Annotated in this window: 18 protein-coding genes and 3 rRNA genes; 7 read left to right on the top strand and 14 right to left on the bottom strand. The window is 68.7% G+C overall.

Going from position 1 to position 25,153, the window contains the following annotated elements:
- Positions 1 to 151 precede the first annotated feature (151 nt).
- From AC5WAM_RS32165 to AC5WAM_RS32140, 6 genes are all read right to left on the bottom strand, one after another.
- The gene (locus AC5WAM_RS32165; RefSeq protein ID WP_366795762.1) at positions 152 to 880 is read right to left on the bottom strand and encodes a tetratricopeptide repeat protein; all 729 of its coding nucleotides are present in this window, start codon (positions 878 to 880) and stop codon (positions 152 to 154) included.
- On the bottom strand, positions 817 to 2,037 hold the full coding sequence (locus AC5WAM_RS32160; protein WP_495519676.1) for a hypothetical protein: 1,221 nt from the start codon (positions 2,035 to 2,037) through the stop codon (positions 817 to 819). Before AC5WAM_RS32160 ends, AC5WAM_RS32165 begins: the two co-directional genes overlap by 64 nt.
- Positions 2,038 to 2,280: 243 nt before the next feature.
- Positions 2,281 to 2,397 (bottom strand): 5S ribosomal RNA (gene rrf, locus AC5WAM_RS32155).
- 133 nt (positions 2,398 to 2,530) lie between these two features.
- Positions 2,531 to 5,651: ribosomal RNA gene (locus AC5WAM_RS32150) — 23S ribosomal RNA — on the bottom strand.
- Between the two features lie 319 nt (positions 5,652 to 5,970).
- Positions 5,971 to 7,496 (bottom strand): 16S ribosomal RNA (locus tag AC5WAM_RS32145).
- Together the 16S, 23S and 5S rRNA genes form the textbook arrangement of a ribosomal RNA operon.
- Positions 7,497 to 8,051: 555 nt before the next feature.
- Entirely contained in the window at positions 8,052 to 8,693 is a 642-nt protein-coding gene (locus tag AC5WAM_RS32140; RefSeq protein WP_495519675.1) for a DNA-3-methyladenine glycosylase, read from the bottom strand.
- Between the two features lie 201 nt (positions 8,694 to 8,894).
- On the opposite strand from AC5WAM_RS32140, the gene AC5WAM_RS32135 reads away from it, so the two are divergent.
- The 3 genes from AC5WAM_RS32135 to AC5WAM_RS32125 all read left to right on the top strand — a co-directional run bounded on the left by AC5WAM_RS32135 (position 8,895) and on the right by AC5WAM_RS32125 (position 10,984).
- Positions 8,895 to 9,677 carry a sporulation protein gene (locus tag AC5WAM_RS32135; protein WP_366795869.1) on the top strand — a complete coding sequence of 261 codons (783 nt, stop codon included), beginning with the start codon at positions 8,895 to 8,897 and terminating at the stop codon, positions 9,675 to 9,677.
- Between the two features lie 105 nt (positions 9,678 to 9,782).
- Positions 9,783 to 10,322 (top strand): YbhB/YbcL family Raf kinase inhibitor-like protein, encoded by a 540-nt coding sequence (locus AC5WAM_RS32130; protein ID WP_366795870.1) that lies wholly within the window; start codon positions 9,783 to 9,785, stop codon positions 10,320 to 10,322.
- 155 nt (positions 10,323 to 10,477) lie between these two features.
- Entirely contained in the window at positions 10,478 to 10,984 is a 507-nt protein-coding gene (locus tag AC5WAM_RS32125; RefSeq protein ID WP_366795871.1) for an HNH endonuclease, read from the top strand.
- Positions 10,985 to 11,050: 66 nt separating this feature from the next.
- Here AC5WAM_RS32125 and AC5WAM_RS32120 read toward each other — a convergent pair whose 3' ends face one another.
- From AC5WAM_RS32120 to AC5WAM_RS32110, 3 genes are all read right to left on the bottom strand, one after another.
- The gene (locus tag AC5WAM_RS32120) at positions 11,051 to 11,998 is read right to left on the bottom strand and encodes an SPFH domain-containing protein (protein WP_242716188.1); all 948 of its coding nucleotides are present in this window, start codon (positions 11,996 to 11,998) and stop codon (positions 11,051 to 11,053) included.
- A 147-nt stretch (positions 11,999 to 12,145) separates the two neighbouring features.
- The gene (locus AC5WAM_RS32115) at positions 12,146 to 12,574 is read right to left on the bottom strand and encodes an NfeD family protein (RefSeq protein ID WP_366795872.1); all 429 of its coding nucleotides are present in this window, start codon (positions 12,572 to 12,574) and stop codon (positions 12,146 to 12,148) included.
- A 48-nt stretch (positions 12,575 to 12,622) separates the two neighbouring features.
- Positions 12,623 to 13,414, bottom strand: coding sequence for an ABC transporter ATP-binding protein (locus AC5WAM_RS32110; protein ID WP_138958914.1), 792 nt, complete (start codon positions 13,412 to 13,414; stop codon positions 12,623 to 12,625).
- Positions 13,415 to 13,546: 132 nt separating this feature from the next.
- Between AC5WAM_RS32110 and AC5WAM_RS32105 the strand changes: the two genes are divergently transcribed.
- A complete protein-coding gene (locus AC5WAM_RS32105; protein ID WP_495519674.1) occupies positions 13,547 to 14,350 on the top strand; it encodes an Rv1486c family protein in 804 nt (267 codons plus the stop codon).
- Between the two features lie 356 nt (positions 14,351 to 14,706).
- Here AC5WAM_RS32105 and AC5WAM_RS32100 read toward each other — a convergent pair whose 3' ends face one another.
- The 4 genes from AC5WAM_RS32100 to AC5WAM_RS32085 all read right to left on the bottom strand — a co-directional run bounded on the left by AC5WAM_RS32100 (position 14,707) and on the right by AC5WAM_RS32085 (position 17,326).
- A complete protein-coding gene (locus tag AC5WAM_RS32100; RefSeq protein WP_495519673.1) occupies positions 14,707 to 14,949 on the bottom strand; it encodes a chaplin in 243 nt (80 codons plus the stop codon).
- A 122-nt stretch (positions 14,950 to 15,071) separates the two neighbouring features.
- Positions 15,072 to 15,317: a chaplin gene (locus AC5WAM_RS32095; protein WP_495519672.1), complete on the bottom strand. Its 246-nt coding sequence runs from the start codon at positions 15,315 to 15,317 to the stop codon at positions 15,072 to 15,074.
- 196 nt (positions 15,318 to 15,513) lie between these two features.
- A complete protein-coding gene (locus AC5WAM_RS32090) occupies positions 15,514 to 16,188 on the bottom strand; it encodes a response regulator (protein ID WP_242716196.1) in 675 nt (224 codons plus the stop codon).
- Positions 16,181 to 17,326, bottom strand: a complete 1,146-nt coding sequence (locus AC5WAM_RS32085) for a GAF domain-containing sensor histidine kinase (RefSeq protein ID WP_366795874.1) — start codon at positions 17,324 to 17,326, stop codon at positions 16,181 to 16,183. The genes AC5WAM_RS32090 and AC5WAM_RS32085 overlap by 8 nt, the downstream gene beginning before the upstream one ends.
- A gap of 601 nt (positions 17,327 to 17,927) precedes the next feature.
- Between AC5WAM_RS32085 and AC5WAM_RS32080 the strand changes: the two genes are divergently transcribed.
- Complete coding sequence (locus AC5WAM_RS32080) at positions 17,928 to 18,617, top strand: transglycosylase SLT domain-containing protein (RefSeq protein WP_495519671.1); 690 nt, start codon at positions 17,928 to 17,930, stop codon at positions 18,615 to 18,617.
- A gap of 136 nt (positions 18,618 to 18,753) precedes the next feature.
- Here AC5WAM_RS32080 and AC5WAM_RS32075 read toward each other — a convergent pair whose 3' ends face one another.
- Complete coding sequence (locus AC5WAM_RS32075; RefSeq protein ID WP_495519670.1) at positions 18,754 to 21,393, bottom strand: ABC transporter ATP-binding protein/permease; 2,640 nt, start codon at positions 21,391 to 21,393, stop codon at positions 18,754 to 18,756.
- A 308-nt stretch (positions 21,394 to 21,701) separates the two neighbouring features.
- Here AC5WAM_RS32075 and AC5WAM_RS32070 point away from each other — a divergent pair, with 308 nt between their 5' ends.
- Complete coding sequence (locus AC5WAM_RS32070) at positions 21,702 to 23,492, top strand: streptophobe family protein (RefSeq protein WP_495519669.1); 1,791 nt, start codon at positions 21,702 to 21,704, stop codon at positions 23,490 to 23,492.
- A 317-nt stretch (positions 23,493 to 23,809) separates the two neighbouring features.
- Positions 23,810 to 25,078, top strand: coding sequence for a phosphoserine phosphatase SerB (gene serB / locus AC5WAM_RS32065; protein ID WP_366795878.1), 1,269 nt, complete (start codon positions 23,810 to 23,812; stop codon positions 25,076 to 25,078).
- The last annotated feature ends 75 nt before the right edge of the window (positions 25,079 to 25,153 follow it).

Raw genomic sequence — 25,153 nt, 5'->3', positions numbered from 1 at the left:
ACGGGCGCGACGGCCACCCGCCGACGCGCCTGTACGTCTCTCTATCCGTACGCGGTCATCCGTTACGCCGCAGGGGCGGCCCTCCGTGTGGAGGGCCGCCCCTGTCGCTCACTGCTCTTGCTGCTCGTACTGCTCTTGCTGCGCCTGGACGTCAGTCCTCGTCCCGCTCCGGGGTCTCGGCGTCGGCCTCGGCGGGGGCCTGCGGCTCGTCGCCGTCCACCGGCTGCTCGGGGGCTTCGCCGTCCGTCACGAGGGCATCGACGAACTCGACGCCGTCCAGCTCGGCGAGCCGGTCGGAGGCGTCCGTGCTGCCGTCCTTGTCGGACTCGACAGCCTTGGCGAACCACTCGCGCGCCTCGTCCTCGCGCCCGGCGGCCAGCAGCGCGTCGGCGTACGCGTACCGCAGCCGCGCGGTCCAGGGCTGCACCGAGTTGGAGGCCAGCTCGGGGCTCTGCAGCGTCACGATCGCGGCGTCGAGCTGCCCCATGTCACGCCGGGCTCCGGCGGCCACGAGGCGCATCTCGACCTGCCCGGCCTTGTCCAGCTTGTGCACCTCGGGCGCACCGGCCATCTCCAGGGCCTTCTCCGGCCGGCCGAGCCCGCGCTCGCAGTCGGCCATGACCGGCCACAGCTCCACGTTGCCGGTCATCCGCCGGGCGGTGCGGAACTCCGCCAGCGCCTCGCTGTACTTCTGGTTCGCGTACGCGGCGAAGCCCGCAGCCTCGCGTACGGCCGCGACGCGCGAGGCGAGGCGCAGGGCGACCTTCGCGTAGCCGTAGGCCTGCTCGGGGTCCTCGTCGATGAGCCTGGCGACCATCACCAGGTTCTTGGCGACGTCGTCAGCGAGCCCCTTCGGCATGCTCTGGAGCTCCTGGCGCACGTCCTTGTCGATCTCCTCGCCAGTGACGTCCTCGGGGATCGGCAGCCGCTTGACCGGCTCGCGGTCACCGCGGTCGTCACGGCGGTCGTCACGGCGGAAGCCGCCGCGGTCGCCCCGGTCGTCGCGGCCACGGAAACCGCCGCCGCCCGGGCGTCCCCGGCCGTCGTCGCGCCGGGGCCCGTTCCCACGGAAGCCACCCCGGTTGTCGTCACGGCGGAAGCCACCGCGGTCACCGCGGTCGCGGTCGTCACGCCGGTCATCGCGGCGGTCGTCGCGCCGGTCGTCACGGCGGAAGGCCGGGCGGTCGCCGTCGCGGCGGAAGCCGCCACGGTCACCACGGTCACGGTCATCGCGCCGGTCGTCGCGACGGAAGCCACCGCGATCGTCCTGGCGGAAGCCACCGCGCTCACCACGATCGCGGTCGTCACGACGGTCGTCGCGACGGAAGCCGCCACGGTCACCGCGGTCGCGGTCGTCACGGCGGTCATCGCGGCGATCGTCACGCCGGTCGTCGCGGCCACGGAAGCCACCACGGTTGTCATCACGGCGGAACCCACCGCGGTCACCGCGGTCATCACGCCGGTCGTCACGGCGGAAGGCCGGACGGTCCCCATCACGACGGAACCCACGGTCCCGGTCCCCACCACGGCTGTCGTCACGACGGAAACCGCCACGATCGCCACGGTCGCGGTCGTCGCGCCGGTCGTCACGGCGGAAGGCCGGGCGGTCGCCGTCGCGGCGGAAGCCGCCACGGTCACGGTCATCGCGCCGGTCGTCGCGACGGAAGCCACCGCGATCGTCTTGGCGGAAGCCACCGCGCTCACCACGGTCCCGGTCGTCACGACGGTCATCGCGCCGGTCGTCGCGGCCACGGAAGCCACCACGGTTGTCATCACGGCGGAACCCACCGCGGTCACCGCGGTCGTCGCGGCGGTCGTCGCGGCGGAAGGCCGGACGGTCCCCATCACGACGGAACCCACGATCACGGTCCCCACCACGGCTGTCGTCACGACGGAAACCGCCACGATCGCCACGGTCACGGTCGTCACGCCGGTCATCCCGGCGATCGTCACGCCGGTCGTCGCGGCCACGGAAGCCACCACGGTTGTCATCACGGCGGAACCCACCGCGGTCACCACGGTCACCGCGGTCGTCACGGCGGAACCCGCCGCGGTCGTTGTCGCGACGCGGTCCGCTTCGGTAGCCGCCCCGGTCGCCACCGTCCCGGCGGCGCTGCTCGCGCTCCGGTCGCTCGTCGGGAGAGTTGGTGGACATCGGTGACTCCTAGTCTTCGGTACCGCAGTCATTCTGACGCAGCCGCGTAGTCTGCGCCCTTCGGCAAAACAAAAAGGACCCTTGGTCCCAGCGTGAACGCTGGGACCAAGGGTCCTCCAAAGATTGTTCGGCGGCGTCCTACTCTCCCACAGGGTCCCCCCTGCAGTACCATCGGCGCTGTAAGGCTTAGCTTCCGGGTTCGGAATGTAACCGGGCGTTTCCCTCACGCTATGACCACCGAAACCCTATGAATTCCCGCCGCGAAGCGGGACCTCAAACAGGGCAGCGAACAAGCACACTCTTCAATTAAGTGGTGTTGTTCAGCCGACACGGCTGTTCGTGGTTTCAGAACCAACACAGTGAACGCGAGCAACTGAGGACAAGCCCTCGGCCTATTAGTACCAGTCAACTCCACCCGTTACCAGGCTTCCATATCTGGCCTATCAACCCAGTCGTCTACTGGGAGCCTTACCCCATCAAGTGGGTGGGAATACTCATCTCGAAGCAGGCTTCCCGCTTAGATGCTTTCAGCGGTTATCCCTCCCGAACGTAGCCAACCAGCCATGCCCTTGGCAGAACAACTGGCACACCAGAGGTTCGTCCGTCCCGGTCCTCTCGTACTAGGGACAGCCCTTCTCAATATTCCTACGCGCACAGCGGATAGGGACCGAACTGTCTCACGACGTTCTAAACCCAGCTCGCGTACCGCTTTAATGGGCGAACAGCCCAACCCTTGGGACCGACTCCAGCCCCAGGATGCGACGAGCCGACATCGAGGTGCCAAACCATCCCGTCGATATGGACTCTTGGGGAAGATCAGCCTGTTATCCCCGGGGTACCTTTTATCCGTTGAGCGACGGCGCTTCCACAAGCCACCGCCGGATCACTAGTCCCGACTTTCGTCCCTGCTCGACCCGTCAGTCTCACAGTCAAGCTCCCTTGTGCACTTACACTCAACACCTGATTACCAACCAGGCTGAGGGAACCTTTGGGCGCCTCCGTTACCCTTTGGGAGGCAACCGCCCCAGTTAAACTACCCATCAGACACTGTCCCTGATCCGGATCACGGACCCAGGTTAGACATCCAGCACGACCAGAGTGGTATTTCAACGGCGACTCCCCCGATACTGGCGTACCGGGTTCACAGTCTCCCACCTATCCTACACAAGCCGAACCGAACACCAATATCAAACTGTAGTAAAGGTCCCGGGGTCTTTCCGTCCTGCTGCGCGAAACGAGCATCTTTACTCGTAGTGCAATTTCACCGGGCCTATGGTTGAGACAGTCGAGAAGTCGTTACGCCATTCGTGCAGGTCGGAACTTACCCGACAAGGAATTTCGCTACCTTAGGATGGTTATAGTTACCACCGCCGTTTACTGGCGCTTAAGTTCTCAGCTTCGCCACCCCGAAGAGTGACTAACCGGTCCCCTTAACGTTCCAGCACCGGGCAGGCGTCAGTCCGTATACATCGCCTTACGGCTTCGCACGGACCTGTGTTTTTAGTAAACAGTCGCTTCTCGCTGGTCTCTGCGGCCACCCCCAGCTCTGGCAGCAAGTGCCGTCACCGGGTGTGGCCCCCCTTCTCCCGAAGTTACGGGGGCATTTTGCCGAGTTCCTTAACCATAGTTCACCCGAACGCCTCGGTATTCTCTACCTGACCACCTGAGTCGGTTTAGGGTACGGGCCGCCATGAAACTCGCTAGAGGCTTTTCTCGACAGCATAGGATCATCCACTTCACCACAATCGGCTCGGCATCAGGTCTCAGACTTAATGTCAGGCGGATTTGCCTACCTGACGTCCTACACCCTTACCCCGGGACAACCACCGCCCGGGCTGGACTACCTTCCTGCGTCACCCCATCGCTTACCTACTACCACCTTGGATCGGCGGCTCCACCACTCCCCTTTGCCCGAAGGCTCCAGGGCGGCTTCACGGCCTTAGCATTAATGGGCTCGATATTGGGCGTTTCAAAGCGGGTACCGGAATATCAACCGGTTATCCATCGACTACGCCTGTCGGCCTCGCCTTAGGTCCCGACTTACCCTGGGCAGATCAGCTTGACCCAGGAACCCTTAGTCAATCGGCGCACACGTTTCTCACGTATGTATCGCTACTCATGCCTGCATTCTCACTCGTGAACCGTCCACCACTGCCTTCCGGCGCAGCTTCACCCGGCACACGACGCTCCCCTACCCATCCCAGCGGGCGTTGGCCCTCATGCTGGAATGACACGACTTCGGCGGTACGCTTGAGCCCCGCTACATTGTCGGCGCGGAATCACTAGACCAGTGAGCTATTACGCACTCTTTCAAGGGTGGCTGCTTCTAAGCCAACCTCCTGGTTGTCTCTGCGACTCCACATCCTTTCCCACTTAGCGTACGCTTAGGGGCCTTAGTCGATGCTCTGGGCTGTTTCCCTCTCGACCATGGAGCTTATCCCCCACAGTCTCACTGCCGCGCTCTCACTTACCGGCATTCGGAGTTTGGCTAAGGTCAGTAACCCGGTAGGGCCCATCGCCTATCCAGTGCTCTACCTCCGGCAAGAAACACACGACGCTGCACCTAAATGCATTTCGGGGAGAACCAGCTATCACGGAGTTTGATTGGCCTTTCACCCCTAACCACAGGTCATCCCCCAGGTTTTCAACCCTGGTGGGTTCGGCCCTCCACGAAGTCTTACCTCCGCTTCAGCCTGCCCATGGCTAGATCACTCCGCTTCGGGTCTTGGGCGCGCTACTGGGTCGCCCTATTCGGACTCGCTTTCGCTACGGCTTCCCCACACGGGTTAACCTCGCAACACACCGCAAACTCGCAGGCTCATTCTTCAAAAGGCACGCAGTCACGAGAACAAGGCAAGCCTTGTTCCGACGCTCCCACGGCTTGTAGGCACACGGTTTCAGGTACTATTTCACTCCGCTCCCGCGGTACTTTTCACCATTCCCTCACGGTACTATCCGCTATCGGTCACCAGGGAATATTTAGGCTTAACGGGTGGTCCCGCCAGATTCACACGGGATTTCTCGGGCCCCGTGCTACTTGGGTGTCTCTCAAACGAGCCGCTGACGTTTCGACTACGGGGGTCTTACCCTCTACGCCGGACCTTTCGCATGTCCTTCGCCTACATCAACGGTTTCTGACTCGTCTCACAGCCGGCAGACTGTGAAAGAGAGATCCCACAACCCCCCAAGCGCAACCCCTGCCGGGTCTCACACGCTTGAGGTTTGGCCTCATCCAGTTTCGCTCGCCACTACTCCCGGAATCACGGTTGTTTTCTCTTCCTGCGGGTACTGAGATGTTTCACTTCCCCGCGTTCCCTCCACACCGCCTATATATTCAGCGGTGGGTGACAGCCCATGACGACTGCCGGGTTTCCCCATTCGGAAACCCCCGGATCAAAGCCTGGTTGACGACTCCCCGGGGACTATCGTGGCCTCCCACGTCCTTCATCGGTTCCTGGTGCCAAGGCATCCACCGTGCGCCCTTAAAAACTTGGCCACAGATGCTCGCGTTCACTGTGCAGTTCTCAAACAACGACCAACCACCCGTCACAACCCGCCGAAGCAGATCTTTACCGGGGTCGGCATTGAGGTTCGGAAAGCAAGTTCCGTACCCTCAGATACCCAACAGCGTGCCCGACCCGGTCCCGCCCGGAGATCATGCGTTCCACGCTCTGACGAGCAGTACTAGCAGCCTCCGACCCGTGAACCAGGCCGAGTAGTCAACGTTCCACCCATGAGCAACCAGCATCAGACATTCGCTGATGTACTGGCCTCTGGACTGTCAGCCAGGCTGGCAGCCAAGAAGTGCTCCTTAGAAAGGAGGTGATCCAGCCGCACCTTCCGGTACGGCTACCTTGTTACGACTTCGTCCCAATCGCCAGTCCCACCTTCGACAGCTCCCTCCCACAAGGGGTTGGGCCACCGGCTTCGGGTGTTACCGACTTTCGTGACGTGACGGGCGGTGTGTACAAGGCCCGGGAACGTATTCACCGCAGCAATGCTGATCTGCGATTACTAGCGACTCCGACTTCATGGGGTCGAGTTGCAGACCCCAATCCGAACTGAGACCGGCTTTTTGAGATTCGCTCCACCTCGCGGTATCGCAGCTCATTGTACCGGCCATTGTAGCACGTGTGCAGCCCAAGACATAAGGGGCATGATGACTTGACGTCGTCCCCACCTTCCTCCGAGTTGACCCCGGCGGTCTCCCGTGAGTCCCCAGCACCACAAGGGCCTGCTGGCAACACGGGACAAGGGTTGCGCTCGTTGCGGGACTTAACCCAACATCTCACGACACGAGCTGACGACAGCCATGCACCACCTGTACACCGACCGCAAGGGGGCGACCATCTCTGGCCGTTTCCGGTGTATGTCAAGCCTTGGTAAGGTTCTTCGCGTTGCGTCGAATTAAGCCACATGCTCCGCCGCTTGTGCGGGCCCCCGTCAATTCCTTTGAGTTTTAGCCTTGCGGCCGTACTCCCCAGGCGGGGCACTTAATGCGTTAGCTGCGGCACGGACGACGTGGAATGTCGCCCACACCTAGTGCCCACCGTTTACGGCGTGGACTACCAGGGTATCTAATCCTGTTCGCTCCCCACGCTTTCGCTCCTCAGCGTCAGTATCGGCCCAGAGATCCGCCTTCGCCACCGGTGTTCCTCCTGATATCTGCGCATTTCACCGCTACACCAGGAATTCCGATCTCCCCTACCGAACTCTAGCCTGCCCGTATCGACTGCAGACCCGGGGTTAAGCCCCGGGCTTTCACAACCGACGTGACAAGCCGCCTACGAGCTCTTTACGCCCAATAATTCCGGACAACGCTCGCGCCCTACGTATTACCGCGGCTGCTGGCACGTAGTTAGCCGGCGCTTCTTCTGCAGGTACCGTCACTTTCGCTTCTTCCCTGCTGAAAGAGGTTTACAACCCGAAGGCCGTCATCCCTCACGCGGCGTCGCTGCATCAGGCTTTCGCCCATTGTGCAATATTCCCCACTGCTGCCTCCCGTAGGAGTCTGGGCCGTGTCTCAGTCCCAGTGTGGCCGGTCGCCCTCTCAGGCCGGCTACCCGTCGTCGCCTTGGTGAGCCGTTACCTCACCAACTAGCTGATAGGCCGCGGGCTCATCCTGCACCGCCGGAGCTTTCCACACGAAGATCATGCGATCCCGTGTCATATCCGGTATTAGACCCCGTTTCCAGGGCTTGTCCCAGAGTGCAGGGCAGATTGCCCACGTGTTACTCACCCGTTCGCCACTAATCCACCCCGAAGGGCTTCATCGTTCGACTTGCATGTGTTAAGCACGCCGCCAGCGTTCGTCCTGAGCCAGGATCAAACTCTCCGTGAATGTGTACCCGTAATCGGGTGCAACACCACGAGAGCGGAACAACCAGGAGGAATAATCCCGGTCGTTCACAGCGTCCTCGCTGTGCGCCTCCCACACATCGGCGAGAGGACTTTTTCAAAGGAACCTCGCCGCCGGAACTGATGTCCGGCAGACGGGGTATCAACATATCTGGCGTTGACTTTTGGCACGCTGTTGAGTTCTCAAGGAACGGACGCTTCCTTTGTACTCACCCTCTCGGGCTTTCCTCCGGGCGCTTCCCTTCGGTATTTCGTGTTTCCAACCCTACCAGATCCGTTTTCCGTTCCGTTCCCGGTTCGGATTTCATTTCCGGTGGCCGTTGGAGGGCCTTTGCCTTTCGGCGTGGTCACTACTTTAGCGGATTCTCCCGGCGACTCATAATCGAGTCTGCGGATTCGAATTTCGGCATGCGGACATGCGAAATAGGACCCCGCGAAGGGGAAGTCGTAGGTAGTGGTTGGCCGCTTCCGGCTGCAGGCTGAATGCCGTACCCGGGTCAAGCGGCTCGGGCCACATTACGGACCTGCCAACGCCACGTCAAGTTCGTCGGCGCCGGGGCGTATGGGCCCGATAAGGGCTGACCGTCGGGTCGTTGGCCTCCCAGAAGCGCCAGGGGTGGACGCTCCCCTCGCCGCCGACTCCGGTTCGGGGCCCGTTCTTGACCTGGTCGGGGTGGGTGGGCGTCCCGGTGAGGAGGCTGAGCGGCGCCTCGGGGCCCGCGCAGAAGTCGGCGCCGTTGAGAGCGCGGCCCACGTCGAGGGCCGTGGCCAGGCGTGCGGGGCCTTTGGCCAGTTCCTTGTCGTTGCGGGCCGAGAGTCGACGTTTGCGAGCCAGCTCGGCGCCTTCGACCACCTCGCCCGCGCGCAGCAGCACTCCGCTCGCGATGCCCTCCGGGCCGCACACGACGTTGAGGCAGTGCCACATGCCGTAGGTGAAGTACACGTACGCGTGCCCGGGCGGTCCGAACATCACGTCGTTGCGAGGGGTGCGGCCCCGATAGGCGTGCGAGCCGGGGTCCAGCTCCCCCGCGTACGCCTCGACCTCCGTGAGGCGCAGCTCGATCGGGCCGTCCGGGGAGGCGCGCACGAGGATGCGGCCGAGCAGGTCGGGGGCCACCTCCAAGACGGGCCGGTCGAAGAACTCTCGGGGCAGGGGCGTACGGTCAGGTCCCGCGATCATGCCGTACGAGCGTAGTGCACCGGATGTGTGCGGGTTCGGCGCGGAGGGCGGGCGGAGCCTGGCCCGAGGGTCTTCTCGCCGCGAGGGTGAGGACGCGAGGGTGAGAGCGCGGAACCACACACGCGCTGGTCGCGTTTGTACGGATCGAAGTCGACGATCCGATCGAATCAAGCCACAGGCAGGGTCCTGGGGAGGAGTGTCATGGGGTTCAAGAAGCTCCTTGCGAGTCTGGGTGCCGGCGGCGCGTCCGTCGAGACGGTGCTGACCGAGGCCAATGTCGTGCCGGGTGGTGTGGTCCAGGGCGAGGTGCGCATCCAGGGCGGCTCCGTCGACCAGCGGATCGAGGGACTCTCCGTGGGTCTGCAGGCCCGGGTCGAGGTCGAGGGCAACGACCAGGAGTTCAAGCAGGACATCGAGTTCACCAAGCAGCGCCTCGGCGGTGCCTTCGAGCTGAAGGCGAACGCGGTGCACGCGGTCCCGTTCGGGCTCGACATCCCCTGGGAGACGCCGATCACCCACTTCGCCGGGCGCGAGCTGCACGGCATGAACATCGGCGTGACGACGGAGCTGGCGATCGCCCGTGCCGTGGACTCCGGTGACCTGGACCCGATCCACGTCCACCCGCTGCCCGCGCAGCAGGCCGTCCTCGACGCCTTCGGGCAGCTGGGCTTCCGCTTCAAGAGCGCCGACATGGAGAAGGGCCACATCCGCGGCACGCGCCAGAAGCTGCCCTTCTACCAGGAGATCGAGTTCTTCCCGCCGGAGCAGTACCGCGGTCTGAACCAGGTCGAGCTCAGCTTCGTCGCCGACGACCGCGAGATGGACGTCATCCTGGAGATGGACAAGAAGCCCGGCCTGTTCAGCGAGGGCAGCGACTCCTACAAGTCGTTCACGGTCGGCCTCCACGACTTCCAGGGCACGGACTGGGCCGCGTATCTGAACACGTGGCTGTCCGAGGTCGGCAGTCGGCGCAACTGGTTCTAAGGCCTAGGCTCGGCAGCGCGGGCGACCGTCGTGAGCGTGGACGGTCGCCGCGTCGACGAACCGTCGTCTGTACCGATCAGTCCCTACCGATCAGGAGGTGCCTACGTGGCCGAGGTCAACAGGCCGCCGCTGCCGCACGACTTCCACCCGCCCGTGCCGTCGTTCACGGTCGCGAGCGCGGACTTCGAGGCGGGCGCGACGCTGCCGGACGCTCAGGTGTACGCGGCCGGGAACACGTCGCCGCAGCTGCGGTGGGAGGGGTTCCCGCCGGAGACGAAGAGCTTCGCCGTGACGTGCTTCGACCCGGACGCCCCCACGGGGAGCGGATTCTGGCACTGGGTCGTGTTCGACATCCCGGCCTCGGTGACCGAGCTGCCGACCGGTGCGGGCACCGGCAAGTTCGACGGCCTGCCCGAGGGCGCGGTCCAGGTGCGCAACGACTACGGGACGAAGGACTTCGGGGGCGCCGCCCCGCCGCCCGGTGACCCGGCGCACCGCTATGTCTTCACCGTGTACGCGGTCGACCAGGAGAAGCTGGGCCCCGACGCGGACGCCACGCCCGCCGTGGTCGGCTTCAACCTGCGGTTCCACACGCTCGCGCGGGCGCACGTGGTCGCCGAGTACGCGGCGCTCGCGGAGGACTAGCACCTGCCGACCGTTCATGGAACGTTTGCCCGCCCCTGGTCTTGGAAGTGATCAGGGGCGGGCATCTTTTATTGCGTTGTCCATCCCGGCGCGCCCGGCCAGAGTTGATCCAAGCCCGCCAGGGGGTGGGCCGGTGCACACGGGAGGTGGGCGAGATGCGAGACACGCTGGTCCTGAACGCAAGCTTCGAGCCGCTGTCGACGGTGACGCTGAACCGCGCCGTCGTGCTGGTCCTCCAGGACAAGGCCGTCGTGGAGCACGCCCACCCCGGGCTGCGGATGCGCGCCGCCGACCTGGATCTTCCGGTGCCCCGGGTGATCAGGCTCTGCCGGTACGTACGCGTGCCGTTCCGAAGACGCGCTCCGTGGTCACGGCGCGGTGTGCTGGTGCGCGACCGGCACCGCTGCGCGTACTGCGGCAGGCGCGCGACGACCGTGGACCACGTGGTGCCGCGGTCCCAAGGCGGCGCGGACAGCTGGCTGAACACGGTGGCGTCGTGCGCGCTCGACAACCACCGCAAGGCGGACCGGACACCGGAGCAGGCGGGGATGCCGCTGCTCCGGCAGCCGTTCGAGCCGACGCCCGCCGACGCGATGCTGCTCGCGCTCGGGCGTGAGGACCTGGAGGCCCTGCCCGACTGGCTGGGACAACCGGCCGCCTGAGCGCCGGTACGAGGCTGGGGCCGCACTCTTCGAAGAGTGCGGCCCCAGCCTCGTACCGTACGCGCGTCAGTCGATGGGCGGCTGTTCGCGGCGCTCCACGCTGCTCGGGGTCTTGGGGGCAGCGGGGCCGCCGCCACCGATGGGGCCGAAGTTGCCGAGCGCGCCGCCGAGTCCCTTGAGGGCGTCGCCGATCTCGCTGGGCACGATCCAGAGCTTGTTGGCGTCGCCCTCGGCGATCTTCGGGAGCATCTGGAGGTACTGGTAGGACAGCAGCTTCTGGTCGGGGTCGCCCGCGTGGATGGACTCGAAGACCGTGCGGATGGCCTGGGCCTCGCCCTCGGCGCGCAGCGCCGCGGCCCTGGCCTCACCTTCGGCGCGCAGGATCGCGGACTGCTTCTCGCCCTCGGCGCGCAGGATCTCCGACTGCCGGACACCCTCGGCCTGGAGGATCGCGGCGCGCTTGTCACGGTCGGCGCGCATCTGCTTCTCCATCGAGTCCTGGATGGAGGTGGGCGGCTCGATGGCCTTGAGCTCGACGCGGTTGACGCGGATGCCCCACTTGCCGGTGGCCTCGTCGAGGACGCCGCGCAGGGCCGCGTTGATCTCCTCGCGGGAGGTCAGGGTCCGCTCCAGGTCCATGCCACCGATGATGTTGCGCAGGGTGGTGACGGTGAGCTGCTCGATCGCCTGGATGTAGCTGGCGACCTCGTACGTCGCGGCGCGGGCGTCGGTGACCTGGTAGTAGATGACCGTGTCGATGTTCACGACCAGGTTGTCCTGGGTGATCACCGGCTGCGGCGGGAAGGGCACGACCTGCTCGCGCAGGTCGATGCGGTTGCGGATGGAGTCGATGAACGGGACGACGATGTTCAGGCCCGCGTTCAGGGTGCGGGTGTAGCGGCCGAAGCGCTCCACGATGGCGGCGCTGGCCTGCGGGATGACCTGGATCGTCTTGATCAGGGCGATGAAGACCAGCACCACCAGAATGATCAGGACGATGATGATTGGTTCCATCGTGGTTCCCCACTACCCTTCGTGCTTCGGCTTGTCCGGAGGATCTTGGCGATCTCGCTGCGAGTCTGTCAGAACGCCGCCTGCCCCGTGAGGTGTTCCGATCACCCGGCGGCGTCGTACGGCGGCCCGGCGGACGGCTTCGCGCCGTCACATGACGACGGCGGTCGCTCCGTCGATCTCGACGACGTCCACCTGCTGGCCGGCCTCGAAGGTCTGCTCGGTGTCGAGCGGGCGGGCCGACCACACCTCACCGGCGAGCTTGATGCGCCCGCCGGAGGCGTCGACCCGCTCCAGGACGATCGCCGACCTGCCCCTCAAGGCGTCGATTCCGCTGGCCAGTTCGGGCCGTTGGGAGCGGTGGCGGTTGGCGATGGGCCGTACGACGGCGATCAGGGCGACGGAGACGGCGGCGAAGACGATCGTCTGCGCCGCGACTCCGCCGCCGGCGGCCGCGGTGGCCGCGGCCGCCACGGCGCCGACGGCCAGCATGCCGAACTCCGGCATCGCGGTCATTACCAGTGGGATTCCCAGACCGACCGCGCCGATCAGCCACCACACCCATGCGTCGATGTCCACATAATCATGGTAGGGCCGCGGCTCCCGTTACGGACAGGGCGTACCGCGTCAGCCGAGCGGCAGGCCCTGCGCGCTCCAGCGGTCGCCCCGCTGCTCGACGACCAGCGGCAGGCCGAAGCAGAGCGAGAGGTTGCGCGAGGTCAGCTCGAGCTCCAGGGGGCCCGCGGCGAGGACCTCGCCCTGGCGGATCATCAGGACGTGCGTGAAGCCCGGGGCGATCTCCTCGACGTGGTGCGTGACCATGATCATCGAGGGGGCGATGGGGTCGCGGGCGAGGCGGCCGAGCCGGCGCACGAGGTCCTCGCGGCCGCCGAGGTCCAGGCCCGCGGCGGGCTCGTCGAGGAGCAGCAGCTCGGGGTCGGTCATCAGGGCGCGGGCGATCAGGGTGCGCTTGCGCTCGCCCTCGGAGAGGGTGCCGAACCGCCGGTCCAGGTAGTCGCTCATGCCGAGGCGGTCGAGGAAGGCGCGGGCGCGCTGCTCGTCGACGTCCTCGTAGTCCTCGCGCCAGCCCGCGGTCATGCCGTACGCGGCGGTGAGGACGGTCTGCAGGACGGTCTGGCGCTTCGGCAGCTTGTCGGCCATGGCCATGCCGGCCACGCCGATGCGCGGGCGCAGCTCGAACACGTCGACCTTGCCGAGCTGTTCGCCGAGGACGGTGGCGGTGCCCTTGCTCGGGAAGAGGTAGCTGGACGCGACGTTGAGGAGGGTGGTCTTGCCCGCCCCGTTCGGGCCGAGGATGACCCAGCGCTCCCCCTCCTTGACCGACCAGGAGACCTGGTCCACCAGAGCCCGGCCCTCGCGGACCACGGATACGTCCTTAAGCTCCAGTACTTCGCTCATGAGCGCGGTCTCTCCCATTGCAGTCTCGGCTGTCGCGGCGCCCGTGGATTTCGATGTGGACGCAGCCCCCGGATAAAACCTACGCCACTGGCCGACCGTTCCCGTGCTGAGGCCGGTCCTTAGGCTGTGTGCATGCTCTCGGAACCACGCTCAGGACGCTTGGCCGCATGGGGAAACGCCCTTTTGGCCGGACTTGTTTCACCGGACGACGCGGTGCACGCGATCGTGGGTGACGACGCGGTGCACCGCGTCGAGGGGCTGCCCGGGGAGTCGGCGCCCGTCGGTCTGACGCTCGCGCTCGGGCGGCTGCGGGGGCTCGGCGTGACCGGGTTCCGGGTGGCGCTGCCCGTGCCGGGCCATCCGCTGGGGCTGAGCGGGCCGCCCGCCTTCAACGAGCGGGCGCTGGAGGCCGAGGAGGCCGTCGTCGCGTTCGGCGCGGCGATCGGTCTCGTGCCCGAGGTGTACGAGGCGGGCCCCGAGGAGGCCGCGGACGCCGAGGACGTCCACGTGGAGGTCGTGTGGCACTGCCTGCCGGTGCGGGAGGCGCCGCCCGCCGACGTGCCGTCGCTCGGTGAGGCGGAGCGGGAGCTCGCGGAGGCGATGCGGGAGGCCACGCGGGTGCTCTCACGGCTCGACGTGGCTGCTTCGGGGCCGCTCGCCGAGGCGGCGCTCGACGCCTACCGGGCGCGGGCGGAGCGGGGGCGCGAGCTGCTCGCGCCGGGGTATCCGCCGCGCGCGGTCCGGGTGTTGGAGCTGGCGCAGCGCGTGGGCCTGCTGGTGTCGATGGCCTACGACCACGGGCACGGCGGGGCCGTGAGCGCCTCGGAGATGGCGGCGCGGGCGGGGGCCCTGCAGCCGGTGGAGCGAACGGCTCGGCGAGCGCAGGTCGCCGCGTACAACGCGTATGTCGAGGTGCTGGAGGGCGGGCGGGGGTAGGTCGGCGTCTGGTGCCGGGGCGGCGGCGGGGGCGGGTGCCGGGGTGTCAGCCGGGGGCGCGGGCGCGGGGTACCGGCGGGGTACCGGTGGGGTCAGCGCGGCCGTGTGGGCCGGGGGCCTCAGCACGGGCGGCGGCGCGGGCGCGCCGGGCGGATGCCGGGGGAACGGGCGGATGCCGGGGGAACGGGCGGATGCCGGGGGAATCAGCACGGCGGACGCGCGGGGTGGGCACGCGGTAGTGAGTGCGCGGTAGCACACGCGCGGGAGTGGGCGCGCGGGAGTGGGCACGCGGGAGTGGGCACGCGGGACCCCGCGGACCGTGGTCCGCGGGGTCCGGGGCCCGGGGGTGTCGCGCGTCAGTGGTTCGCCGACTGGTTGCCGAACGCGGGGTTGAGGATGCCGACCACGTTCGCGCTGTTGCCGGTGGCGTTCACCGGGATGTGGATCGGGGCCTGCACGAGGTTGCCGGAGCCGACGCCCGGGGAGCTCGTGGCCTTGCCGTCGGCGTGGGCGTCGGTGGCGGAGGCGGTTCCGGCGGAGGCGCCCGCGGCGATCCCGGCGACGGCTACGGCCAGGGCGGCCTTCTTGGCGATGCTCATGGGTGTGTTCCTTCTGGTGGCGGGGGTGGCGCTGGTGGCGGGGGCCCCGGCCGTGCGGCCGGGGGCTGTGCGGGGCGACGCCGACGCGCGCGGCCGGGGGGGGGAGGCCGCGCGCGAGCGGGTCAGACGTTCTCGCAGACGTTCCCGAAGGTGGGGTTCAGGATGCCGACGACGCTGACGCTGTTGCCGCAGGCGTTCACCGGGATGTGCACCGGGGCCTGGACCAGGTTGCCGGAGACGGCACCCGGGGAGTTCTTGGCCTCGCCGTTGGCGTCGGCGCCACCGTGGGCGGAGGCCATACCGGCGCCGGCGACCAGCAGGCCACCCGCCATCATCGTGATGGCCGCGGCCTTCTTCACGTTCTTCACTGCTGAAACCCTCCTAGCGGAAGCTGCGGCTGAGGCGCCGCAGCACGCACTGGAGAACGGCGGCGCGCCCCGGGGGATGCGCCATCCGGGGGACATCCACACGACGGTATGAATCTCAGCCCGGAACGCGACGGTCCGTACTGACCGCGCCCGGTGTGCGCCCGGGGCGCTCGCCGCCCCGGCGCACCAAGGGGGATCAGCCCGCCACGCCGTGGCGCACGGCCCAGAGGGCAGCCTGGGTGCGGTCGGCGAGGTCGAGCTTCATGAGGATGTTCGACACGTGCGTCTTGACGGTCTTCTCGGAGAGCACCAGGGCGCGGGCGATCTCGCGGTTCGAACGGCCGTCCGCGATCAGGCCGAGCACCTCGCGCTCCCGCTCGGTCAGGGAGCCGCCCCTGCCCTGTGAGTTGTTGGCCTCCTCCTGGGACAGCAGGGCGCCCGCCACCTCGGGCTGGAGCAGGACGTGTCCGGCGTGCACGGAGCGGATGGCTCCGGCGAGGGCGTCGGGGTCCACGTCCTTGTACACATAGCCGGCGGCGCCCGCGCGCAGGGCGGGCACGACCGTGCGCTGCTCGGTGAAGCTGGTGACGATGAGCACGCGCGCGGGGTTGGCCAGCTCGCGCAGCTTGCGCAGGGCTTCCACGCCGTCCATGCCGGGCATCTTGACGTCCATCAGGACGACGTCCGGCTTCAGCTCCTCGGCGTGCGCGACGCCTTCGGCGCCGTCCGAGGCCTCGCCGACGACCTCGATGTCGTCCTGGATCTCCAGGAACGTACGCAGGCCGCGGCGCACCACCTGGTGGTCGTCGACCAGGAGCACCCGGATCCGCCGTGTGACCGGGGCGGGCACCGCCCCTTCGTTCTCAGCCACCGGGAACCTCCATCTCGATCGTCGTGCCCTTGCCGGGCTCCGATGCCACGGTCAGCCGTCCGCCGACCCCGCCGGCCCGGTCCCGCATGGAGACCAGGCCCAAGTGCCGCCCGGCGCGACGCGTCGCGCGCGGGTCGAATCCCTTGCCGTCGTCCGTGACGCGCAGCACCGCGCCCGTGCCGTGCCGCTCCAGGGCGACGCCCACGCACTCCGCCTCGGCGTGCCGCAGCGCGTTGTGCAGGGCTTCCTGGGCGACGCGCAGCATGGCCTCCTCCTGGGCCGCGGGCAGGGCGCGTACGCCGGTGCTGGCGAAGGTGACCGTGGCCGAGTGGGCGCGGTCGAGGACCTGGACGTGGGTGCGCAGCGTGGCGACGAGGCCGTCCTCGTCGAGGGCGGCGGGGCGCAGCTCCACCACGGCCGCGCGCAGCTCGTCGGCCGCCTCGGCCGCGAGCGCGGCCACCTGCTGGAGCTCGCCCTTGGCGCGGGCCGGGTCCCGGTCGATCAGGGCGGTGGCCGCCTGGGCCGTCAGGCGCAGCGAGAACAGCTTCTGGCTGACGGCGTCGTGCAGCTCGTGGGCGAGCCGGGAGCGCTCCTCGGCGATGGTCAGCTCGCGGCTGCGCTCGTACAGCCGGGCGTTGGTGAGGGCGATCGCCGCGTGCTGGGCGAGGATCGAGAGCAGTTCCTCGTCGTCCTCGTCGAAGCCGCAGCCGCCGGTGGGCTTGGAGCAGTTCTTGTTGGCGAGGAAGAGGGCGCCGAGCGTCTCGTCGCCGTACCGGATGGGCAGGCCGAGGAAGTCGGACATGTCCGGGTGGGCGGACGGCCAGCCCTCGAAGCGGGGGTCCTCGCGGACGTCGGCAAGCCGCTCCGGCTCGGCCCTCTGGAGCATCGCGGCGAGGATGCCGTGCTGGCGCGGGAGCGGGCCGATGGCCTTCCACTGCTCTTCGGTGACGCCGTCGACCACGAACTGGGCGAAGCCGCCGTGGTCGTCGGGGACGCCGAGTGCCGCGTACTCCGCGGAGAGCAGCTCGCGGGCCGAGACAACGATCGTCTTGAGGACGTCGCGCACCTCCAGCTGGCTGCTCATGGCGAGCAGGGCCGAGCTGACCGCGTACAGCCCGGACCGGGGACCTTGACTCATGCGCCCACCGTACCGGCGGGGTGTGACGGGCCGTATCCGACCTGTGGCGGCCCGGGGCTAGGGCGCTGGGACTAGGTCGTGGGGCCCTCGGTCCCCGCCCCGGGACGGCCCGGCGCCCGGGCCCGACGGGCAGGGGCGGCGCCCGCGCGCGGGCGGGCCGGAGGGGCCGTCCGCCGTCGGTACGGGGAGCGGAGTGCTGCCGGGGCGGTACGCCGTCTCCACCCGTGGCACGAGTCCGGCGACGCCCACCTCGCCCTCCGGGAGGAGTTTGCTCACTGAGAGCATTGCTTCAGCAACTGGTGGTGAAACTGTTACGCGTCCGATGTGAGCCCGCGCATAGGACGCACATCACGTACGAAGCATCTTAGTGGAGGTCGGGACGCAGTAAAGGAAGGCTAAGCGGGGGTCTCGGCGCGGGCCGCCGACCCCCCGGTCCACTATCGCGGATCGTACGTCGCAGCTTTGCCACCGAATTTTGCGCCCGCTAAGAATTGCTCCCGTCGCTCGGCGCCGCGGTCCTCGCACCGCGGCGTTTTGCCGGTAGCAACACGTCCCCCGCCGGTGCCAGAGCGGCCTCCCGATACGAAGAGGTCCACTCCGCATGTCCAAGCGCACCCCCTCTGGTCATAGTCGCTCGACCCTGACCAAGGCCCAGAAGTTCTCGATCGCCGGTGTCGCCACGCTCGGCGCCGCCGCCCTCGCCTTCTCCATCGCGCCGGGCAGCTCCCAGACCGAGGCGACGCGGACCGAGGCCCTCGGCGCCCACGCCGCCGCCTGGTCCGTGCCCGCCAAGACGCAGCAGGCCGTGCACGAGAACGTCAGCAAGCAGCACGCCAACGCCGACAAGCAGGCCAAGGACGCCGCCGCGAAGAAGAAGGCCGAGGACGAGGCCGCGGCGAAGAAGAAGGTCGAGGAGGACCGCAAGGCGAAGGAGGCCGCGAGCCGCGCGGCCGCCCGCAAGCCGGTCTACGCCAACAACCTCGACGGCTGGATCCGCCAGTCCCTCGACATCATGAAGAGCAGGGGCATCCCCGGCTCGTACGAGGGCCTGCACCGCAACATCATGCGCGAGTCCACGGGCAACCCGAACGCCATCAACGGCTGGGACATCAACGCCCAGAAGGGCACCCCGTCGATCGGCCTGCTCCAGGTCATCCAGCCGACGTTCAGCGCGTACCACGTCGACGGCACCTCGACGAACATCTATGACCCGGTCGCCAACATCACCGCCGCCGCCAACTACGCGGCCCACCGGTACGGCTCGATCGACAACGTCAACGGCGCCTACTGAGCCCCACCTCCAGGACCGGACCTCCCCCGAGGCCGAGCTCTCAGACGCCGAAGGGCGGCACCCCGCGTGGGGTGCCGCCCTTCTTCGTGTGTCCGCTCCGCCCGACTTGGCGCGAGGCGTGTCCGCGCGAGCGGTGCTACTTGCGCATGACCTCCGGCTCGTGGCGGCGCAGGAAGCGGGCCACGAGGAAGCCGCAGAACGCGCCGAGGGCGAGCAGCGCGGCCATGTCCATGACGTAGGCACCGCCCTCGTGGTCCCACAGCGGGTCGGTGCTGCCCGGGTCGTCCGGGTTGGGGCTGATCCTGTTGAAGTCCAGCGTGCTGCCGGCGGCGGCCACCGCCCAGCGCGAGGGCATCAGATACGAGAACTCGTTGACGCCGACCGTGCCGTGCAGGATGAACAGACAGCCGGTGAACACGACCTGGATGATCGCGAACATGACCAGCAGCGGCATGGTCTTCTCGGCGGTCTTCACCAGGGCCGAGATGATCAGGCCGAACATCATCGAGGTGAAGCCGAGGCCCATGATCGGCAGGGAGAGTTCGAGCAGCACCTGGCCGCCGAGGACCAGGCCCTTCTCCGGGATCTCCCGGGTGGAGAAGCCGATCGCGCCGACCAGGGCGCCCTGGAGCACCGTGATCATGCCGAGGACGATGACCTTGGACATCAGATACGCGGAGCGCGACAGACCGGTCGCGCGCTCGCGTTCGTAGATCACCCGCTCCTTGATCAGCTCGCGTACGGAGTTCGCGGCGCCCGCGAAACAGGCGCCGACCGCGAGGATCAGGAGCACCGTCGTGGCCGTGCCGTTCGGGATGATCTTGCCGGTCTTCGGGTTCACGACCGGCAGCAGGCCCTTGTCCGGGTCGATGAGCAGGCTGACCGCGCCGAGGACCGCGGGCAGGATCAGCATCAGCGCCATGAAGCCCTTGTCGGACGCGATGACCGACACATAGCGGCGGATCAGGGTGATCAGCTGTGAGCCCCAGCCCTGCGGCTTGGGCGGCTTGATCGCCTGCGGCGGCGGCATGTGTACGGACTGCGCGGCGACGGCGTCGATGTCCGCGGCGTACATCTGGTAGTGCTGCGAGCCCTTCCAGCGGCCCGCCCAGTCGTAGTCGCGGTAGTTCTCGAAGGCGGAGAAGACGTCGGCCCAGGTGTCGTAGCCGAAGAAGTTCAGGGCCTCCTCGGGCGGACCGAAGTACGCCACCGAGCCGCCCGGCGCCATCACCAGGAGCTTGTCGCACAGCGCCAGCTCGGCCACGGAGTGCGTGACGACGAGGACCGTGCGGCCGTCGTCGGCGAGCCCGCGCAGGAGCTGCATGACGTCGCGGTCCATACCCGGGTCGAGGCCCGACGTGGGCTCGTCCAGGAAGATCAGCGACGGCTTGGTGAGCAGCTCCAGGGCGACCGAGACGCGCTTGCGCTGGCCGCCGGAGAGGGAGGTGACCTTCTTGTCCTTGTGGATGTCGAGCTTCAGCTCGCGCAGGACCTCGCCTATGCGCTGCTGGCGCTCCTGCTCACTGGTGTCGGCGGGGAAGCGGAGCTTGGCCGCGTACTTGAGCGCCTTGTTGACGGTCAGCTCCTTGTGCAGGATGTCGTCCTGCGGGACCAGACCGATGCGCTGCCGCAGCTCGGCGAACTGCTTGTACAGGTTCCGGTTGTCGTAGAGAACGTCGCCCTGGTTGGCGGGCCGGTAGCCGGTCAGCGCCTTGAGCAGGGTGGACTTGCCGGAGCCCGACGGGCCGATGACCGCGATCAGGGACTTCTCCGGGACGCCGAAGGAGACGTCCTTGAGGATCTGCTTGCCGCCGTCGACCGTGACGGTCAGATGGCGCGCGGAGAAGGAGACGTCACCGGTGTCGACGAACTCCTCGAGACGGTCCCCGACCAGGCGGAACGTGGAGTGACCGACGCCGACGATGTCGTTCGGGCCGATCTGGACCGTCGACGCCTTGGCGATCGGCATGCCGTTGACGTACGTGCCGTTGTGCGAGCCGAGGTCGCGCAGTTCGAAGCGGCCGTCGGGCGTCGAGGTGAACTCGGCGTGGTGGCGTGAGACCTGGAGGTCGGAGACCACCAGCTCGTTCTCCAGGGCGCGGCCGATGCGCATCTTTCGGCCAAGCGCGAACTGGTGGTACGTGGTCGGGCTGCGGTCGCCGTAGACCGGCGGGGCCCCCGCCGCGCCACCGGGTCCCACGCCCGCGCCCGGGCCCTGCTGCGGTGGCACCTGCGCGTGCTGCGGCTGCGGTGCGTGGTGCTGCGGCGCCTGCTGCCAGGCCTGCTGCTGCGGCATCTGCTGCTGGTGCTGCTGATACTGCGGCGCCTGGTGCTGCGGCTGCGCCGCCCAGCCCGGGGCCTCCTGGTGGCCGAGTCCTGCCTGGCCAGGGGCCTGCTGCGGCGGCGCGTGCGACGCCTGCGGCGGGCCGTGCTGCGCCTGCTGCGCGCCCGGCGCGGACACGGCAGCGGCGGCGGCGCCGGGAGCGCCGCCGGAGAGGACGAGCTGCGGCCCGTCCGTCGCGTTGCCCAGATGGACGGCCGACCCGGGGCCGATTTCCCTCTGGTGGATCCGCTGCCCCTGCACGAAGGTGCCGTTGGTGGAGCCGTGGTCCTCGATGACCCAGCTCCGGCCGCTCCAGCTGATCGTCGCGTGCCGCCAGGAGACCCTGGCGTCGTCGAGCGCGATGTCACCCTGCGGATCACGTCCGAGGGTGTAGGTCCGGGACGCGTCCAGCGTCCAGGACCTGCCATTCAATTCCAGTACGAGTTCCGGCACTCCATGCCCCACTGAGTTGTCCCCCGAGTTGCCCCCATCTATGGGGAGTCTAGGGATGTCGAACATCGGGAGGAACTATTTCAGGCGGAGGCCTCTGACCGAAAGTCGGGCCTTGTGAAGACTGCGTACGGGCCACTATGACTGCCCCGTTGACGGGGCAGATATCGCCTCGGAAAGTGGTAAGGGCTCTCAGCGAGTACGGATCACGAGCATGCCGCACATATCGACCATGTCACCCATGTCGTCGATGTCGCCCCTGTCGTGTGTCCGCGGGCCGAGGGCGACGCGCGGCGAGCTCGGGGGGTCTGATGGTGAGCGGCGGGTACGAGGGCGGGCGGCGGAGCGTGCCCTGGGGGGACGTCCTGCTCTCCGCGGTCGCGGCGGTCAGCTGGGCGTTGATCGGCATGGCGGGCACGGCGGCCCTTGGTCTGCACCTGCTCGGCGCGGACGCCGCGGGGTCGCTCGGGCCGATGACGGCGGCGGCGATCGCCCTGGGCGTCGGGGGCTCCATCACCCCATCCGGTGATGTGTCGGCCTTCGGCCTCAAGGGTGCCGAGGCGACCACGGCCATTGACGTCGCGCCCTTGGGCGTGGGGCTTGCCGGGGCGGTCCTCCTCTCCTACTTCTTTTTACGTTCCCTGCGCGGCGCGGGAGTTGTGATCTCACCCGCCGAACTCGCCGCGCGCGCCGGTGCGGTGATCGCGCTCTTCGTCGGGATGCTCGGCGGACTCGCCTGGGCCGGTCACGACATCATCACGATCAACGGCGAACAGCTGGGCATCGACAAAGGAATTGACAAGGGAATCGACAAAGGGCTCGGTGACCTTCCCGGCGGCATCGGCGACAGGATTCCCGACGGCCTCAAGGACATCGGCGGCATCGGTGACATCGGCGGGCTCCTGCCCGACCGGCTGCGCGACCTCGTCGAGGCGAAGGCCGCGGTCGGCTTCACCGTCGACACCGGAGCCACCTTGCTCGGTGGCGCGATCTGGTCGGTCGTGGTGCTGCTCATCGCGCTGCTCGCGTCGCGCCGGACACCGCTGCCGCCCGGCTTCGACGTCGTCCACCGGCTGCTGCGGCCCGCGGCGTCCGCCCTCGTCGCGGTCGTCCTGATGGCCGTCGTCGCGGGGCTCGCCGCGGCCGCGTACGCGGCGATCGGTGACGACCACCCCAAGCGGGTGATGGGCGGCGCGCTCCTCGGCACCCCCAACGGCGTCTTCCTCGGCCTGCCCGTCGGCCTCTTCGTCCCCTACGACGGCGAGGCCTCGGGCGCCCTGACGCGGTTCCTGCCGGACCCGGTGGACGACCTGCTGAGCGGCTCCGACAAGCCCCTGACGCTGGGGCGGCTCGCCGAACTCGACGGCCGGGTGTGGCTGCTCGGGGTCGCGACCGCGGTGATGATGCTGTTCGCGGGGGTGCTCACGGCGGTACGCAGTCCGCTGGCGCGGGAGGCCTCAGGGGCCTCGGGGGCCTCGGGGGCTTCCGCCGGGGGCTCCTCGGGGGGCACCGCCGGATTCGTCGCGCGCTGTGCCCTGACGCTCGGGGCGGTCACGGCGGTGGCCCTGCCGCTGATGGCGTGGCTGACCGGGGTGTCCGCGGACGCCTCCCTCTCCGTCCTCGGCTTCGACGCGTTCGGGGCCGGGCTCGAACTGCACGGGAACCTGGCGCTCGCCGCGGCCCTCGGCGCGGCGTGGGGCGCGGGGGCCGGGGCGGCCGGGGCTCTGCTCGCGCGGGCCACCGGGGCGGCGGGGGGCCGGGTGGCGCCGCTGGCCCGGGCCTCCGCGGAGGCGTCGCCGCCGCAGGTTCCGGGGCCATACCAGCAGAGCACCCCGTACCGGCCCCCGCGGGCGGAGACCAATCCGTACCTGCGGGTACAGGACGGGGGCCCCGGCCCTGGCGCGGGCGGGCCGCCTTCGGGCAGCGGGACCCCGACCGCCGCGAGCCCCGTGCCACCGCCGCCGGGCAGCGGGGTGCCTACCGTGGCCACACCTGTGCCACCGCCGGACGAGGCGAAGCGGGGGCGGCGGGGGGCACGGCAGTGGCCTGGACCGCCTCCTCCTCCCCCGCCGCCACCGCCGCCACCGAGGCGGAGGCCCTGACGTCCACCAGGGCGGTAGCGCCGGGCGCCGGAGGACACCACCCGCAGCGCTCCGCGTCGGGGCCCGCCCCCGCAAGGCCGGAGCGATTCGGGTGGGCGGCTGGGAGAGCAGTCGCCGCGGCAGCGGTGGCGCCCTCCCAGCCGCCAGGGGGAGTCCGCGCGACGGCGACAGCGCTCTCGCCGAGCCGGGGAGTGACAGGAAGACGGGAACCGGGCGAGCACGGCGGGGCCGCGGGATGAACAAGGGGGCAAGGGGGTGTCCGGCAGCCGGACGCCCCCGTCACCCGGCCCGCGCCGCCAGCTACCGTGGGGATCACCATGAGTGCCTCCACGCCCCCCGCGCCCTCGGGCGCCACCGCGCCGCCCGGCACCCCCTCGCCGGCGGGCGCCAACGCTGATCTCCCCACGCTGCTCGTCAAGATCTTCGGCAAGGACCGCCCCGGCATCACCGCCGGCCTCTTCGACACGCTCGCGGCGTACTCCGTGGACGTCGTCGACATCGAGCAGGTCGTCACCCGGGGCCGGATAGTGCTGTGCGCGCTGGTCACCGCGCCGCCGCACGGCCTCGAAGGGGATCTGCGGGCCACCGTCCACTCGTGGGCGGACTCCGTGAGCCTCCAGGCCGAGATCATCTCGGGTCGGGGCGACAACCGTCCGCGCGGCCTCGGCCGCTCGCACGTGACCGTCCTCGGCCACCCGCTCACCGCCGAGTCGACCGCCGCGATCGCGGCGAGCATCACGGGGACCGGCGGGAACATCGACCGCATCTTCCGGCTCGCCAAGTACCCGGTCACGGCAGTGGAGTTCGCGGTGTCCGGCACGGAGACCGAGCCCCTGCGCACGGCGCTCGCGCTGGAGGCCGCGGCGCTCGGCGTCGACGTCGCGGTCGTCGCCGCGGGGCTGCACCGCCGCGCGCAGCGCCTGGTCGTGATGGACGTCGACTCGACGCTGATCCAGGACGAGGTGATCGAGCTCTTCGCCGCGCACGCGGGCTGCGAGCAGGAGGTCGCGGAGGTGACGACGGCCGCGATGCGCGGCGAGCTGGACTTCGAGCAGTCGCTGCACGCGCGCGTCGCCCTCCTCGAAGGGCTCGACGCCTCGGTGGTCGACAAGGTCCGCTCGGAGGTGCGGCTCACCCCCGGCGCGCGGACGCTCATCCGCACCCTCAAGCGCCTCGGCTACCAGGTCGGCGTGGTCTCCGGCGGCTTCACCCAGGTCACGGATGATCTGAAGGAACGTCTCGGCCTGGACTTCGCCCACGCCAACACCTTGGAGATCGTCGACGGCAGGCTCACCGGCAAGGTGACGGGCGAGGTCGTGGACCGCGCGGGCAAGGCCCGGCTGCTGCGCCGCTTCGCCGACGAGGCGGGCGTCCCGCTGGAGCAGACCGTCGCGATCGGCGACGGCGCGAACGACCTCGACATGCTGAACGCCGCCGGTCTCGGCGTCGCGTTCAACGCCAAGCCGATGGTCCGCGAGGCCGCCCACACGGCCGTCAACGTGCCGTTCCTCGACACCGTCCTGTATCTGCTCGGCGTCACCCGCGAAGAGGTCGAGGCCGCGGACATGCACCTGGACCACGAGTAGGCCGCCGCTCTGCGTACGGGTCGGGCCCGGCACCCCTGGGGTGCCGGGCCCTTCGCATGGGTCGGTGGGTCCTGC

The organism is Streptomyces sp. JLYT201 (genome assembly GCF_059448825.1).
The sequence above is the reverse complement of the archived record's forward strand: the minus strand, read 5'-3'. Positions and strand labels throughout refer to the sequence as shown.

What these genes read in the sequence shown, in the direction of transcription:
- AC5WAM_RS32140 (WP_495519675.1), bottom strand. Translation starts at nt 8,693, where the DNA reads ATGATCGCGGGACCTGACCGTACGCCCCTGCCCCGAGAGTTCTTCGAC.
- AC5WAM_RS32135 (WP_366795869.1), top strand. Translation starts at nt 8,895, where the DNA reads ATGGGGTTCAAGAAGCTCCTTGCGAGTCTGGGTGCCGGCGGCGCGTCC.
- AC5WAM_RS32125 (WP_366795871.1), top strand. Translation starts at nt 10,478, where the DNA reads ATGCGAGACACGCTGGTCCTGAACGCAAGCTTCGAGCCGCTGTCGACG.
- AC5WAM_RS32120 (WP_242716188.1), bottom strand. Translation starts at nt 11,998, where the DNA reads ATGGAACCAATCATCATCGTCCTGATCATTCTGGTGGTGCTGGTCTTC.
- AC5WAM_RS32110 (WP_138958914.1), bottom strand. Translation starts at nt 13,414, where the DNA reads ATGAGCGAAGTACTGGAGCTTAAGGACGTATCCGTGGTCCGCGAGGGC.
- AC5WAM_RS32105 (WP_495519674.1), top strand. Translation starts at nt 13,547, where the DNA reads ATGCTCTCGGAACCACGCTCAGGACGCTTGGCCGCATGGGGAAACGCC.
- AC5WAM_RS32100 (WP_495519673.1), bottom strand. Translation starts at nt 14,949, where the DNA reads ATGAGCATCGCCAAGAAGGCCGCCCTGGCCGTAGCCGTCGCCGGGATC.
- AC5WAM_RS32085 (WP_366795874.1), bottom strand. Translation starts at nt 17,326, where the DNA reads ATGAGTCAAGGTCCCCGGTCCGGGCTGTACGCGGTCAGCTCGGCCCTG.
- AC5WAM_RS32080 (WP_495519671.1), top strand. Translation starts at nt 17,928, where the DNA reads ATGTCCAAGCGCACCCCCTCTGGTCATAGTCGCTCGACCCTGACCAAG.
- AC5WAM_RS32070 (WP_495519669.1), top strand. Translation starts at nt 21,702, where the DNA reads ATGGTGAGCGGCGGGTACGAGGGCGGGCGGCGGAGCGTGCCCTGGGGG.
- serB (WP_366795878.1), top strand. Translation starts at nt 23,810, where the DNA reads ATGAGTGCCTCCACGCCCCCCGCGCCCTCGGGCGCCACCGCGCCGCCC.